Here is a 13,616-nt window from a genome sequence, read left to right as displayed (position 1 = left end):
CCCCAGCCGGAGTCGCCTCCACCCCGCCGGAGTCGCCGCCAGCACCGCCGGACCAGCCACCGCCGGCCCAGCCACCGCCGGAGCCGCCGCCGCCCGACCAGCTACCGCCGGAGTCGCCCGTTCACGCCGGGCACGGTAATCGGCCCGGGACAACTGCGGCTCGGGAGCCTCGTAGCGCTAAGTTACCGGCGGGTACCTGTGTCGCTCATCGCGTCGGGGGGACCTAGACGTGACGACCGGTGCCACCAGGGGGCAGGATGGCGCTAGAGACCTATCCCACACACAACCGAGGGAACGCCTGTGGCTACGGAACGCAAGCGCCCGGTGATCAGCGACGGCCTACCGAGCCAGCTTCCGGACATCGACCCTGAAGAGACCAGCGAATGGGTCGAGTCGCTTGATGGTGTCATCGACGAGCGAGGTGCCAAACGCGCCCGCTACGTCATGCTGCGCCTGCTGGAGCGGGCTCGCGAACGCCAGGTCGGGGTTCCGCCCCTGACCACCACCGACTACATCAACACCATCACGCCGGAACGCGAGCCGTGGTTCCCGGGTGACGAGCACGTCGAGCGGCGGATCCGGGCCTACGTCCGGTGGAACGCGGCGATGCTGGTGCACCGGGCGCAGCGCCCGGAGATCGGCGTCGGTGGGCACATCTCCACCTTCGCCAGCTCGGCGTCGCTCTACGAGGTGGGCTTCAACCACTTCTTCCGGGGCAAGAACCACCCGGGCGGCGGCGACCACATCTACTACCAGGGTCATGCCTCGCCCGGCATGTACGCGCGGGCGTTCCTGGAGGGACGACTCAGCGAGCACCAGCTCGACGGGTTCCGGCAGGAGCTGTCGCACCCGGGCGGCGGGCTGCCGTCGTACCCGCACCCGCGGCTGATGCCGGACTTCTGGGAGTTCCCGACCGTCTCGATGGGTCTCGGCGGGCTGAACGCGATCTACCAGGCCCGGTTCAACCGGTACCTGCAGCACCGCGGCATCAAGGACACCTCGCAGCAGCACGTCTGGGCGTTCCTGGGCGACGGTGAGATGGACGAGCCGGAGACGCTCGGCGCCATCGGCGTGGCCGCCCGCGAGGAGCTGGACAACCTCACCTTCGTGATCAACTGCAACCTTCAGCGGCTGGACGGCCCGGTCCGCGGCAACGGCAAGGTGATGCAGGAGCTGGAGGCGTTCTTCCGGGGCGCCGGATGGAATGTGATCAAGGTGGTCTGGGGCCGGGAGTGGGACCCGCTGCTCGCCGCGGACACCGACGGCGCGCTGGTCAACCTCATGAACACCACGACCGACGGCGACTACCAGACCTACAAGGCGGAGTCCGGCGCGTACGTGCGGGAGCACTTCTTCGGCCGGGACCCGCGCACCCGCAAGATGGTCGAGCCGCTGAGCGACGACGAGATCTGGAACCTCAAGCGGGGTGGGCACGACTACCGCAAGCTCTACGCGGCCTACAAGGCGGCCACCGAGCACACCGGGCAGCCCACCGTCATCCTGGCGAAGACGATCAAGGGCTGGACGCTCGGCTCGCACTTCGAGGGGCGCAACGCGACCCACCAGATGAAGAAGCTGACGCTGGAGGACCTGAAGACCTTCCGCGACCGCCTCTACCTCGACATTCCGGACTCGGCGCTGGAGGAGAACCCCTACCTGCCGCCGTACTACCACCCGGGCGAGAAGTCCGAGGAACTGGCGTACCTCAAGGAGCGGCGCGAGCAGCTCGGCGGCTACCTGCCGTCCCGGCGGACCAGCACCAAGCGGCTGGCCATCCCCGGCCCGGAGCGGTTCGCCGACGTCAAGCGCGGCTCGGGCAAGCAGAAGGTGGCCACCACCATGGCCTTCGTCCGCCTGCTCAAGGACGTCATGAAGGACAAGGAGTTCGGCAAGCGCTGGGTGCCGATCATCCCGGACGAGGCGCGCACCTTCGGCCTCGACTCGATCTTCCCGACCGCGAAGATCTACTCGCCGCACGGCCAGCGCTACACCTCGGTCGACCGGGAGCTGTTCCTGTCGTACAAGGAGTCGACGACCGGGCAGATCCTGCACGAGGGGATCAACGAGGCCGGCTCGGTCGCCTCGTTCACCGCGGCGGGCTCCTCGTACGCCACGCACGACGAGCCGATGATCCCGATGTACATCTTCTACTCGATGTTCGGGTTCCAGCGGACCGCCGACGGGCTGTGGGCGGCGGCGGACCAGATGGCGCGGGGCTTCCTGCTCGGCGCCACCGCGGGGCGGACCACGCTCAACGGTGAGGGCCTGCAGCACGAGGACGGCCACTCGATGCTGATCGCCGCCACAAACCCGGCGGTGGTCGCGTACGACCCGGCGTTCTCCTTCGAGATCGCGCACATCCTGGAGAACGGCCTGCACCGGATGTACGGGGACGCGCAGGAGAACGTCCTCTACTACCTGACGGTCTACAACGAGCCGATCCTGCAGCCGGCCGAGCCGGCCGGGGTGGACGTGGAGGGCCTGCTCAAGGGCATCTACCGCTACTCGCCGGCACCGCAGGTCGACGGCCCGAAGGCCAACGTGCTCGCCTCCGGCACCGGCATGCAGTGGGCGCTCAAGGCCCAGCAGCTGCTCGCCCAGGACTGGGGGGTGGCCGCCGACGTCTGGTCGGTGACCTCCTGGACCGAGCTGCGCCGCGACGCGGTGGAGTGCGAGGAGTTCAACCTGCTCAACCCGGGCGCCGAGGCGAAGGTGCCGTACGTCCAGCAGAAGCTGGCCGAGGCGGACGGGCCGAAGGTCGCGGTCAGCGACTGGATGCGGGCGGTGCCGGACCTGATCGCCCGCTGGGTGCCCGGTGACTACACGTCGCTCGGCACCGACGGCTACGGCATGTCGGACACCCGGCACGCGCTGCGTCGGCACTTCCACGTCGACGCTGAGTCGATCGTGGTCGCCACGCTGCGGCAGCTCGCCCGCAGCGGCGCGGTCGCGGCCACCGTGCCGGCCGAGGCCGCCAAGAAGTACGCGATCGAGGACGTGAACGCCGCGCCGGTCGGCGAGACCGGCGGCGACAGCTGATCCAGCACGATCCAGGAAGGGCCCGGCGCACACGCGCCGGGCCCTTTTTGGTGCACCCGCACCCACGCCCCGCACTCCCGACCGACCGGGCGGACGGCGGGTGAGATGGGGGCGGCGGCGGTCCGGGTCCCTGGCGGGGACCCGGGGCCACCGCCGGGGCGGGTGACGCCGGGGACTCGGCGGATCAGCCGACGGCGGCCAGGTCGGTCAGCCGGGCCAGCGAGTCCTCCAGGTCCGCGCCGACCCGACGCAGCCCCAGGCGCAGCAGGGCCGCCTTTACCGGTCCGGCCGGCCAGCGGACCACGATGAGCCGCACGATGGTCCCGCCCTCCTCCTCCTCGTCCGGAGTGAGCTGGACGTAGATTTCGGTGCGCGCCTCCGCGCGGGCACCCGCGCCCTTGGCCCGTTCCCGCCAGCCGATCAGAGTCGGCTCCTGGTAGGCGATCACCTCGGCCTCGTGCGCCGAGCCGCGCCCCGCCTGGACCAACTGCCGCCGTCCGAAGCCCTCTCCCGAGAGCACTTCGGCCGCGCGGACCCCCGCCAGCCAGGCCGGCAACTGCTCAGCCCGCTGCACGACGTCCCAGACCACTTCCACCGGCGCCGCCACGTGCGCACTGCGTTCAACGAGGATCATTTCCGTCTTCCTCCAGTGAGGACATCCCACGATATCGGCACTCTATGCGCAAATTCGGACGTACCTGGACGGGTTTGGAAAAAGACACGCCGATCAACCATTGCGCATCGCGTCATCCGGGCCTATGGCGCATTCATCCGGAGCGCCCTAGAGTCCCGAACACGTTTCACGTTGACCGGGAGGGCGCATGCCGACCGCACCGATGCCCGAGTTCCCCGCCGGCTTCCGCTGGGGCGTCTCCACCTCGGCCCACCAGATCGAAGGCGCCACTACGGCCGACGGGCGCGGGCCGTCCATCTGGGATACCTTCGCGCACTCCCCCGGCCGGATCAGCGACGGCAGCAGCGCCGAGGTGGCCTGCGACCACTACCACCGGCACACCGAGGACGTGGCGCTGCTGGCCGGGCTGGGAGTCTCGGCGTACCGGTTCTCCATCGCCTGGCCCCGGGTGCAGCCCGCCGGCGCCGGCCCGGCCAACGCCGCCGGCCTGGACTTCTACGACCGGCTGGCGGACGGATTGCTGGCCGCCGGCATCGACCCGGTGGCCACCCTCTACCACTGGGACCTGCCCCAACCCCTCGAAGACGCCGGCGGCTGGCTGCACCGCGACACCGCCGCGCGCTTCGCCGAGTACGCCGACCTGACCGCCGCCCGCCTCGGTGACCGGGTCCGGCTCTGGATCACCCTCAACGAGCCGTTCATCCACATGAGCCTCGGCTACGGCATGGGTGTGCACGCCCCCGGGCGGATGCTGCTCTTCGACGCCTTTCCGGTCGCCCACCACCAACTGCTCGGGCACGGGCTCGCGGTCGCCGCGCTGCGGGCCCGCACCGCCAGCCCGGTGGCCATCGCCAACAACTACTCCCCGGTGCGGGTGCTCGGCGACAGCGACGCCGACCGGGCCGCCGGGGCCGCGTACGAGGCGCTGCACAACCGGCTCTTCACCGACCCGCTGCTCGGCCGGGGTTACCCGGAACTGCCCGGCTTCGACGCCGGCGTGGTCCATCCCGGTGACCTGGACACGATCGCCGCGCCGATCGACGTGCTCGGGGTCAACTACTACAACCCGACCGGCGTACGGGCCGCCGACGAGGAGTCGCCGCTGCCGTTCGAACTGGTCCCCCTCGAGGGCTACCCGCGTACCGCCTTCGACTGGCCGGTGGCCCCCGACGGGCTGCACGACCTGCTCCGCTGGCTGCACGACACGTATGGCGACGCACTGCCTCCGATCGAGATCACCGAGAGCGGCTGCGCGTACGACGACGCGCCGGACCCGGACGGACGGGTGCCGGACCCGGACCGGATCGCGTACCTCGACGGGCACCTGCGCGCGGTGCGGGCCGCCATCGACGACGGGGTGGACGTACGCGGCTACTTCGTGTGGTCCCTGCTGGACAACTGGGAGTGGGCCGAGGGGTTCACCAAGCGCTTCGGTCTGGTGCACGTTGACTACGCCACCCAGACCCGTACGCCGAAGTCGTCGTACACCTGGCTGCGGGACGTGATCGCGGCCAGCCGGCCGGGGTCGGCGCGGTGACCACCTTCGACCCGACCCCGGCGTCGCTGCCGGCCGCGCTCGCCGAGCCGACCGTGCCGGTACGGCGCGGCTGGATCGGGTTGATCTTCGCGGCCAACCTCGGGGTGTGGATGGCGTTCTTCACCCCGATCCAGGTGCTGCTGCCGCAGCAGATCGAGCAGATCGCGCCGGGCGACAAGGAGAACATGCTGGCCGTGGTCACCGGCCTGGGCGCGCTGGCCGCGGTGCTGGCCAACCCCCTCGCGGGCGCGCTGTCCGACCGGACCTGCCTGCGGGTGGCCGGCCGGGAGTTCGGCCGCCGGCACGTCTGGACCGCCGGTGGGGCGCTGCTCGGCGCGGCGGCCCTGGTGCTGCTGGCCCAGCAGCGGACCATCCTGGGCGTCGCCCTCGGCTGGGTCGCCGCGCAGGTGTGCTTCAACGCGATGCTGGCCAGCCTCACCGCGGCCATCCCGGACCGGGTGCCGGTCGTGCAGCGCGGCGGCGTGTCCGGCTGGGTGGGCATCCCGCAGGCGCTCGGGCTGGTGCTCGGCGCGGTGCTGGTCACCGCGCTGGTCACCGGCAACGCCGCCGGCTACCTGGCCATCGCGGTGGCGATCCTGCTGCTGTCCCTGCCGTTCGCGCTGGTCACCCCCGATGACCCGCTGCCCCGCGCGCACCGGCCGGCGCTGCGGACGCGCGCGCTGCTGGCCTCGATGTGGATCAGTCCGCGCCGGCACCCGGACTTCGCCTGGGCCTGGATCACCCGCTTCCTGGTCCAGCTCGGCAACGCCCTGGGCACCCTCTACCTGCTGTACTTCCTCACCGACGGGGTCCGCCACCCTGACCCCGAGGGCGGTCTGCTGGTGCTGATCCTGCTCTACACGCTCGGCATGATGCTGACCGCCGTGGTCGCCGGCCGGCTGTCGGACCGCTCCGGGCGACGCAAGATCTACGTGATCACCTCGGGGCTGATCATGGCGGTGGCGGCGCTGCTGCTCGCGGTCGCGCCGGTCTGGCCGATGGCGATCGTCGCCGCCCTGCTGCTCGGCGCCGGGTACGGCGTCTACCTCTCGGTGGACGCCGCGCTGATCACCCAGGTGCTACCCCGGGCCACCGACCGGGCCAAGGACCTCGGCGTGATCAACATTGCCAACTCGGCGCCACAGGTGCTCGGCCCGGCGCTCTCCGCCCCGCTCGTGGTGCACCTGGGCGGCTACCCGACGCTCTACGCGGTCACCGCCGCGGTCACCGTGGTCGGCAGCGCCCTGGTCGTCAAGATCCGCTCAGTCCCCTGAGTGTTAGGAAGGGACCCTTGTACAACACCAGGCGATAAGAAGGGGCCCTTCCTTGCTCGGTTGTCAGCCGCCGTAGGCTGGGGGCGTGACGGTACGTGTGCGCTTCGCCCCTTCCCCGACCGGTATGTTCCACGTCGGCGGCGCCCGCTCGGCGCTGCAGAACTGGATCTACGCCAAGCAGCAGGGCGGGGTGTTCGTGCTGCGCATCGAGGACACCGACGCGGCGCGCAACAAGCCCGAGTGGACCGAGGGCATCCTCTCCGCGCTGGACTGGATCGGCATCTCCCGGGGCAGCTACGAGGGGCCGCACTTCCAGTCGGAGAACGCCGGCGAGCACCGCGCCGCCGCCGCCCGGCTCTACGAGTCGGGCCGCGCCTACTACTGCGACTGCACCCGCGAGGACGTGCAGGCCCGCACCGGCTCGCAGTACCAGGGCTACGACGGCTACCACCGTGATCTCGGCCTCGGCCCTGGTGAGGGTCGCGCGCTGCGCTTCCGTACGCCCGACGAGGGCCTGACAGTCGTGGTGGACCTGATCCGCGGCGAGCCCACCTTCGAGAACAAGCTCATCGAGGACTTCGTCATCGCCCGGGGCGACGGCTCGCCGGTCTTCCTGCTGGCCAACGTCGTCGACGACATGACAATGGGCATCACGCACGTGATCCGGGCCGAGGAGCACCTGCCCAACACCCCCAAGCAGCAGCTGCTCTGGGACGCCCTCGGGGTCAAGCCGCCGATCTGGGCGCACGTGCCGGTGGTGGTCAACGAGAAGCGGCAGAAGCTCTCCAAGCGCCGGGACAAGGTGGCTCTGGAGGCGTACCGCGAGGAGGGCTACCTCGCCGGCGCGATGCGCAACTACCTGATGCTGCTCGGCTGGGCGCCCTCCGGGGACCGGGAGATCGTCCCCTGGTCGGTGATCGAGGACGAGTTCCGACTGGAGGAGGTCAACCCCTCCCCCGCGTTCTTCGACGAGAAGAAGCTGCGCGCGTTCAACGGTGAGTACATCCGCGCCCTGCCGGTGCCCGAGTTCATCGACGCCTGCCAGCCGTGGCTCACCGGCACCGGCACCATCGCGCCGCCGCCGTGGCAGCCCGAGGAGTACGACGCCGACGCGTTCGCCGCCGTGGCGCCACTGGCGCAGACCCGGATCGCGGTGCTCAGCGAGATCGTGCCGAACGTCGACTTCCTCTTCCTGGCCTCGCCGCTGATCGACGAGGCCGCGTGGACCAAGACCATGAAGGACGGCTCCGCCGATCTGCTGGACGCTGCGATCGCCGCGTTCGAGGCGCTGGACACCTGGGACGCCGAGTCGCTGAAGTCGACGCTGGAGGCGGTCGGCGCCGAGCGGGGCCTCAAGCTCGGCAAGACGCAGGCGCCGGTCCGGGTCGCCGTGACCGGTCGCACCGTCGGCCTACCGCTGTTCGAGTCGCTGGAGGTGCTCGGTCGCGAGCGCACCCTCACCCGGATGCGCGCCGCCCGGGTCCGCCTGGTCTGATCTCCGCCGCGCCACGCCGCCCCGCTCGACGACTGCGAGGCGGCGTGCGTCGGCGTCGCCATCCGCACCGAACCGACGGCGTCACCTGATCGGAGCCGGGAGCACCCTCCTCGCCGCGTTCGGGTGGGGCTCAGCCGCGGGTGGCCCGGCGGCGGAGCAGGAACCCGGTCACCACGACGGCGAGCAGCACCAGGGCCCCGAGTGCCCAGAGCCACCGGCGGTGACCGGAGTCGGCGCGCTCCTGCGCCAGCGGCACGACCGCCGTCGGGCTGCCGCCCTCCGCGCCGGGTGACGCCGAGGCCCCATCGGACGACGGCGAGGCCGGCGCAGTACCCGGTGGCGCGACGGTGCCACCGCTCACCGACGGCAGGGCGGACGGGCTCGCGGACGGGTCGGCGGCCGTGCCGGTGGTGAGGGTGAAGCGCACCTCGCCCTTCACCGGGTGCCCGTCGCCGGAGGCGACCTGGTAACCGACGATGTAGAGCCCCGCAGCGCCGGGCTTGAACGGCACGCGTACGCGGCTGCCGGCGAAGGCCGGCAGCCCGCCGGCGACCACATTGTCCGGTCCGGTTACTGTGATCTTCGTCGTAGCCGGATCCGGCTTGGCCAGGAACCGGAGCTCGATCCGGGTGGGCGCGGTGGCCACCCGGGCGCCGTCGCGCGGGTCGCTGCCGGTCAGCGAATTGTGGGCAGCGGCCGGCGTCGCCGGGACCAGCAACGACACACCGCACGCCACGCCGAGCACCACTGGCACGACCCGCGCCACTCGTGTAACCCTGCCCCCCATGAACCCCTCCGTAAGGGTACGATCCGCCCGCTGATCAATCGGCTCCTCATTAGTCGAGCAGAGATCGCAGATAGTTCCAATTACTGCTCCACAAGCTGCAAATCATCGACGTTCTGCGACTCTGTGAAGAGTGGCACCGGCCGCCCGGTCGGTGCCACCACCGAACAATCGATCCGGACGTCACGACGAAGCCATCCATCGAACGGGGCGAGGAGGCGGGATGGTCCGACAGATGAGGCGGTGGGCCGCCGTGCTGGCCGGCACGCTGGCGGCGGCGCTACTGTCGCTCGGCGCCGCCGGCCCGGCCGAGGCGGCACCGAAGCCGGCACCCGCCGGAGTGGACATCACCGGCCCGGGGCTGTCCGGGCCGCTGCGGTTGCGTGTGGACAGTAAACCCGCGCACGTGGCGGCGGTCATCGACCAGGTCAACTTCCTCGGCCGCACCGGCCAGCCCAAGGGGCCGAGCGCGGCCGGTCTCGGCCCGAAGTACACGGTAGTGGTGCTCGCCGGGGAGACGCCGAAGCAGACGTACGACCTGTATCCCAAGGCGGCCGGCGGTCCACGGATCTACCGGCCGGCGAAGCAGCCGGATTCCCGCAAGACCGTCGCCGGTTGGTTCCTCGGCCGGCTCAGCATGTCCGAGACGTTGCGCACCGCCGGCGTGCCGCTGGAGCGGCAGTTCGACACGGTCAGCGGCGGCGTGGGCGGCGGCGAGCGGGTGCTCCCCGAGGACACTCTCGACCCGGCCAAGGACATCGACGAGGCGCTCGGCGAGTTGCAGCGACTGCTGCTGCTCAACGTCGCGGTGATGCTGACCATCACTGTCGGCCTCGCCGGGATCGCGCTGCTGATCCGCCGCCGCACCCGCTGACCCGCCAGTGACGACCCACCTCCACGGCCGCCCGCTGAGCGTCAGCCGGGCGGTCGTGGGGTCAGCACCAGCGACGCGGTGGGCGCTCCCGGCGGGTGGCCCGCTGACGCGGCCGGACCGGGCCGTGCCGGTGGGCGCCGGCCCATCCGGGCATCTCGCTGCGGCACCCGCCGTCGTGGTCGGGCTCGGGCTCCCCGGGCAGCACCGGCTCGGCGGCCCGCTGGCGGGGCACCACGGCGTCGTCGTCGGCCCGGTCCGCGGGCCGGCCGGTGGTCGGCTCCGCCGGGTGCGACGGCACGCCGCCGACCGTCCGGCGGTGCTTGGCGGCCGCCTGCGGATCGGGGTGCCCCGGCCGGCAGGGCTCGCCCTGGGCGCAGCCGTGCTCGGCCTCCCCGTGCGCCATCCCGGTCTCCTCACGCTCACACTCACCCGCGGGTGCTCCCCCCGACGTGCCCTGACACCGTACTGGCCGGGACCGACGGCCGCGCACGGCGTACCCCGGGGTCAGCGCCTCGGCGGGCGACGGGACACGCTCGCCGCGTGCGGGAAGGCGACCAGCACGATCGTCGCCGGCGGTCGGTGACGGCGGGAGGCCACCCGTGCGGCGTACCCCTTTCGGCGCATGCCGGGTCCGGCAGGGTCCTCCCCGGGTCGGAGTCCGCGGCTCGACGGCTGTGATGGGATCGGGACCATGCGACCGCCACCGTGGCTCGGTTCCGGCACGCTCGGCCGGGATCTCGCGCTGGCCGGTGCGTCGCTGGCCGGCGGCCTGGTGCTGTGGACCCTCGGTTGGCAACCGCAGATCCGTCCGCATCCGGACGTGCCGCCCGCGCTGTTCCTGCCGCCGCTGCTGGCCGTGTGCGTGGCCGTCGGGCTGCGCCGGGTCGCGCCGCGCGCCAGTCTGGGCGTCGGCACGGGGGCGCTGGTCGTGGACATCGCGCTCGGCGGCTCGCTGGGGACGATTCTGGTCTACACCCAGGTGCTCTACGACGCCTGCGTGTACGGCCCGGCGCGGCTGTGGCGGTGGCTGCTGCGGGCGACCGTCGGGCTGAGCCTGGTCGGCGCGGTGGTCGGCGTGCTCCTTTCCGACGAGTGGCGCGGAGTCGCCGTCGGTGTGCTGGTGGTGCTCGTCGGCCTGCTGCCGGTGCTGACGGGCATCAGCGTCCGGCAGTACCGCGACCAGGCCGCCGCCGAGCGGGCCCGGGCCGAGCAGACCGCCCGGCTGGTCGAGCTGGACCGCTGGCAGGCGGTCAGCGCCGAACGGGCCCGGATGGCCCGGGAGTTGCACGACGTGGTCGCCAACCATCTCAGCGCGGTGGCCATCCACGCCACCGCCGTCCTGTCGGTGCCCGGGCTGGACCGCGGCCAGGTCGAGTCGGCGTTGCGGGTGATCCGGGAGAGCAGCGTGCAGGGCCTGGCGGAGATGCGGCAGATGATCGAACTGCTGCGCGAGCCGGGCGCCGGCGGCACGCGGACACCGGCGGGCGACGGCGGCGCACTGCCGGAGGCGGCCACCGCGCGGCTCGCCGAGGCGGACCGGCTGGTCGAGCGGATCCGGGCCGCCGGCCTCGCGGTACGGGTCCGTACCGACGGCACGCCCGGCCCGCTGCCGGTGGGGGTGGACCTCGCCGCGTACCGGATCGTGCAGGAGTCACTGACCAACGCGCTCAAGCACGGCGCGGGCGAGGCGGAGCTGACGATCGCGTACCGGCCGACCGAGGTCGTGCTGACGGTGGAGAATCCGGTGCGCCGCGGCGGCGCCGGGCTGACCGGCGCCGGGGCCGGGCTGATCGGGATGCGGGAACGCGCCACGCTGCTCGCGGGCCGGTTCGACGCCGGGCCGCACGACGGCCGGTGGCGGGTCCGGGCCGCGCTGCCCACCCGGGAGGACGGGTGACCGGCCCGGCCCGGGCGCCGGGCGACGCCGGCACGGCGGGCGGGTCGACGGGACCGGCGGTCCGGGTGGTGCTGGCGGACGACCAGCCGGCGGTACGAGCCGGGCTGGCGCTGATCCTGGCCGGCGCTCCGGGCGTCGAGGTGGTCGGCGAGGCGGGCGACGGCGACGAGGCGGTACGGCTGTGCCGGGAGTTGCGACCGGACGTCGCGGTGCTCGACATCCGGATGCCGCGCCGGGACGGCATCTCCGCGACCCGGGCGATCGTCGCCGAGGGGCTCGCCGACGTGCTGGTGCTCACCACCTTCGACCTCGACGAGTACGTCTTCGGGGCGCTGCGCGCCGGCGCGGCCGGTTTCCTGCTCAAGGACACCGACGCCGCGGGGCTGGTCGCGGCGGTACGGACGGTGGCACGCGGGGACGGGTTCATCGCACCCGCTGTGACCCGTCGGTTGATCGCGGCTTTCGCGGCCACCGCGCCGGGTTCGTCGGCGGCCACCCGGGCCGCCCTGGACACGCTCACCCCCCGCGAGCGGGACGTGCTGGCCTGCCTCGGCCTGGGCCTGTCCAACCAGCAGATCGCCGACCGGCTGGCGATGGCGGAGAGCACCACCAAGACGCACGTGAGCCGGATCCTGGCGAAGCTGGACCTGCGCAGCCGCGTGCAGGCCGCGATCCTGGCCCAGGAGCTGGGCCTGCCCGCCCCCGCCCCGCCGCCGTGATCGCGGACCCAACCGGCCCGGCATGAAGATCCAGGTCAGCGCGTGTCAGGCTAGGGCGGTGAGTACGCCGGGCGGTGGGGAGCTGACGGCCACGCTGCGTCAGATCGAACGCGCGGCGGGGGCGCTGGCCACCGCCAGCGTGGCCCGGATGGACGAGACCCTGCCCTGGTTCCGCGCCCTGCCGGCCGACCAGCGCTCCTGGGTGATGCTGGTGGCCCAGGCGGGCGCCCGGTCGCTGGTGCAGTGGCTGCGCGACGGCGGCGGCACTGCGGACAGCACCCAGGAGGTCTCCGACGAGGTCTTCGCCGCCGCTCCCGAGGCGCTGGCCCGGTCGATCACCCTCCAGCAGACCGTGGCGCTGATCAAGGTGACCATCGACGTGGTCGAGGAGCAGGTGTCGCACCTGGCCGCCGAGGGCGAGGAGCAGCAGCTGCGCGAGGCGGTGCTGCGCTTCTCCCGGGAGATCGCGTTCGCCGCCGCCCGGGTGTACGCGCGGGCCGCCGAGTCACGCGGTGCGTGGGACGCCCGGTTGCAGGCCCTGCTGGTCGACGCGCTGCTGCGCGGTGACTCGCCGGACGTGCTGGCCAGCCGGGCGGCGGCGCTCGGCTGGACGGACGCGCCGCCGGTCGCGGTGGCGGTCGGCCGCTCCCCCGGCGGGGAGGTCTCCGCGGTGCTGCACGTGGTCTACCGGCAGGCCCGGCGGATCGGGGTGGAGGTGATCGGCGGGGTGCACGGCGACCGCCTGGTGATCGTGCTGGGCGGCGCGGCGGACCCGCTGGGAGCCACCGGCAAGCTGCTGACCGCGTTCGGGGACGGGCCGGTGGTGGTGGGTCCGGCCGTACCCAGTCTGGACGAGGCGACGGAGTCGGCGCGGGCGGCGCTGGCCGGCTTCCGGGCGGCGCCGGCCTGGCCGACGGCGCCCCGGCCGGTGCCGGCCGCCGACCTGCTGCCGGAGCGGGCCCTGGCCGGCGACGCGGAGGCCCGCCGCCGGCTGCGGCACGACGTGTACGCGACCCTGGTGCGCGCCGGTGGCGAGTTGCTGGAGACGCTGGACGCGTTCCTGGCCGCCGGCGGCACACTGGAGAGCGCTGCGCGGGCGCTGTTCGTGCACCCGAACACGGTGCGCTACCGGCTGCGCCGCATCGCCGAGGTGACCGGCTTCTCGCCGCTGTCACCCCGGGACGCTTTCGCCCTCCAGGTGGCGCTGACCGTCGGCCGACTGGATCCGGTGACCCCGGTGACCCCGCCGGTCCCGACCCAGACAATGACCCCGGCAGTCCGGAAAGCCACCCAAACCGGCGACGATCACCGCCGATCTTTGTAGGAACCCTCCAAAGGTTCTAGTGTGGTTTGGTCGAGGCCG

General features: G+C 72.7%; 10 protein-coding genes and 1 pseudogene. 8 read left to right on the top strand and 3 right to left on the bottom strand.

Annotated features, from left to right (window positions below):
• Positions 1-300 precede the first annotated feature (300 nt).
• On the top strand, positions 301-3,039 hold the full coding sequence (gene aceE / locus GA0070607_RS20080; RefSeq protein ID WP_089019579.1) for a pyruvate dehydrogenase (acetyl-transferring), homodimeric type: 2,739 nt from the start codon (positions 301-303) through the stop codon (positions 3,037-3,039).
• A 184-nt stretch (positions 3,040-3,223) separates the two neighbouring features.
• Here the strand turns inward: aceE and GA0070607_RS20075 are convergent, their stop codons facing one another.
• Positions 3,224-3,673: an SRPBCC family protein gene (locus GA0070607_RS20075; protein ID WP_074313361.1), complete on the bottom strand. Its 450-nt coding sequence runs from the start codon at positions 3,671-3,673 to the stop codon at positions 3,224-3,226.
• Positions 3,674-3,860: 187 nt separating this feature from the next.
• On the opposite strand from GA0070607_RS20075, the gene GA0070607_RS20070 reads away from it, so the two are divergent.
• The 3 genes from GA0070607_RS20070 (at position 3,861) to gltX (ending at position 7,979) form a co-directional block, all read left to right on the top strand.
• Complete coding sequence (locus GA0070607_RS20070) at positions 3,861-5,210, top strand: GH1 family beta-glucosidase (RefSeq protein ID WP_089019578.1); 1,350 nt, start codon at positions 3,861-3,863, stop codon at positions 5,208-5,210.
• The gene (locus GA0070607_RS20065; RefSeq protein ID WP_089019577.1) at positions 5,207-6,484 is read left to right on the top strand and encodes an MFS transporter; all 1,278 of its coding nucleotides are present in this window, start codon (positions 5,207-5,209) and stop codon (positions 6,482-6,484) included. The genes GA0070607_RS20070 and GA0070607_RS20065 overlap by 4 nt, the downstream gene beginning before the upstream one ends.
• 85 nt (positions 6,485-6,569) lie before the next feature.
• A complete protein-coding gene (gltX, locus tag GA0070607_RS20060) occupies positions 6,570-7,979 on the top strand; it encodes a glutamate--tRNA ligase (RefSeq protein ID WP_089019576.1) in 1,410 nt (469 codons plus the stop codon).
• Positions 7,980-8,109: 130 nt separating this feature from the next.
• Here the strand turns inward: gltX and GA0070607_RS20055 are convergent, their stop codons facing one another.
• Positions 8,110-8,745, bottom strand: coding sequence for a copper resistance CopC family protein (locus tag GA0070607_RS20055; protein ID WP_231930047.1), 636 nt, complete (start codon positions 8,743-8,745; stop codon positions 8,110-8,112).
• A 241-nt stretch (positions 8,746-8,986) separates the two neighbouring features.
• Here GA0070607_RS20055 and GA0070607_RS20050 point away from each other — a divergent pair, with 241 nt between their 5' ends.
• On the top strand, positions 8,987-9,637 hold the full coding sequence (locus GA0070607_RS20050) for a hypothetical protein (RefSeq protein ID WP_089019574.1): 651 nt from the start codon (positions 8,987-8,989) through the stop codon (positions 9,635-9,637).
• A gap of 61 nt (positions 9,638-9,698) precedes the next feature.
• On the opposite strand, the gene GA0070607_RS20045 is transcribed toward GA0070607_RS20050, so the two are convergent.
• Positions 9,699-10,040 carry a hypothetical protein gene (locus tag GA0070607_RS20045; protein WP_089019573.1) on the bottom strand — a complete coding sequence of 114 codons (342 nt, stop codon included), beginning with the start codon at positions 10,038-10,040 and terminating at the stop codon, positions 9,699-9,701.
• A gap of 288 nt (positions 10,041-10,328) precedes the next feature.
• Here GA0070607_RS20045 and GA0070607_RS33820 point away from each other — a divergent pair, with 288 nt between their 5' ends.
• From GA0070607_RS33820 to GA0070607_RS20030, 3 genes and pseudogenes are all read left to right on the top strand, one after another.
• Positions 10,329-11,534: a sensor histidine kinase gene (locus GA0070607_RS33820; RefSeq protein ID WP_089019572.1), complete on the top strand. Its 1,206-nt coding sequence runs from the start codon at positions 10,329-10,331 to the stop codon at positions 11,532-11,534.
• The gene (locus tag GA0070607_RS20035) at positions 11,531-12,253 is read left to right on the top strand and encodes a response regulator (RefSeq protein ID WP_231930038.1); all 723 of its coding nucleotides are present in this window, start codon (positions 11,531-11,533) and stop codon (positions 12,251-12,253) included. The genes GA0070607_RS33820 and GA0070607_RS20035 overlap by 4 nt, the downstream gene beginning before the upstream one ends.
• Before the next feature lie 31 nt (positions 12,254-12,284).
• A pseudogene (locus tag GA0070607_RS20030) lies at positions 12,285-13,577 on the top strand (PucR family transcriptional regulator); the annotation flags it as partial.
• Between the last annotated feature and the right edge of the window lie 39 nt (positions 13,578-13,616).

Origin of the sequence: Micromonospora coriariae, from assembly GCF_900091455.1 — a bacterium.
Taxonomy (GTDB): domain Bacteria; phylum Actinomycetota; class Actinomycetes; order Mycobacteriales; family Micromonosporaceae; genus Micromonospora; species Micromonospora coriariae.
The sequence above is the reverse complement of the archived record's forward strand: the minus strand, read 5'-3'. Positions and strand labels throughout refer to the sequence as shown.

What these genes read in the sequence shown, in the direction of transcription:
- GA0070607_RS20075 (WP_074313361.1), bottom strand. Translation starts at nt 3,673, where the DNA reads ATGATCCTCGTTGAACGCAGTGCGCACGTGGCGGCGCCGGTGGAAGTG.
- GA0070607_RS20070 (WP_089019578.1), top strand. Translation starts at nt 3,861, where the DNA reads ATGCCGACCGCACCGATGCCCGAGTTCCCCGCCGGCTTCCGCTGGGGC.
- GA0070607_RS20050 (WP_089019574.1), top strand. Translation starts at nt 8,987, where the DNA reads ATGGTCCGACAGATGAGGCGGTGGGCCGCCGTGCTGGCCGGCACGCTG.
- GA0070607_RS20045 (WP_089019573.1), bottom strand. Translation starts at nt 10,040, where the DNA reads ATGGCGCACGGGGAGGCCGAGCACGGCTGCGCCCAGGGCGAGCCCTGC.
- GA0070607_RS33820 (WP_089019572.1), top strand. Translation starts at nt 10,329, where the DNA reads ATGCGACCGCCACCGTGGCTCGGTTCCGGCACGCTCGGCCGGGATCTC.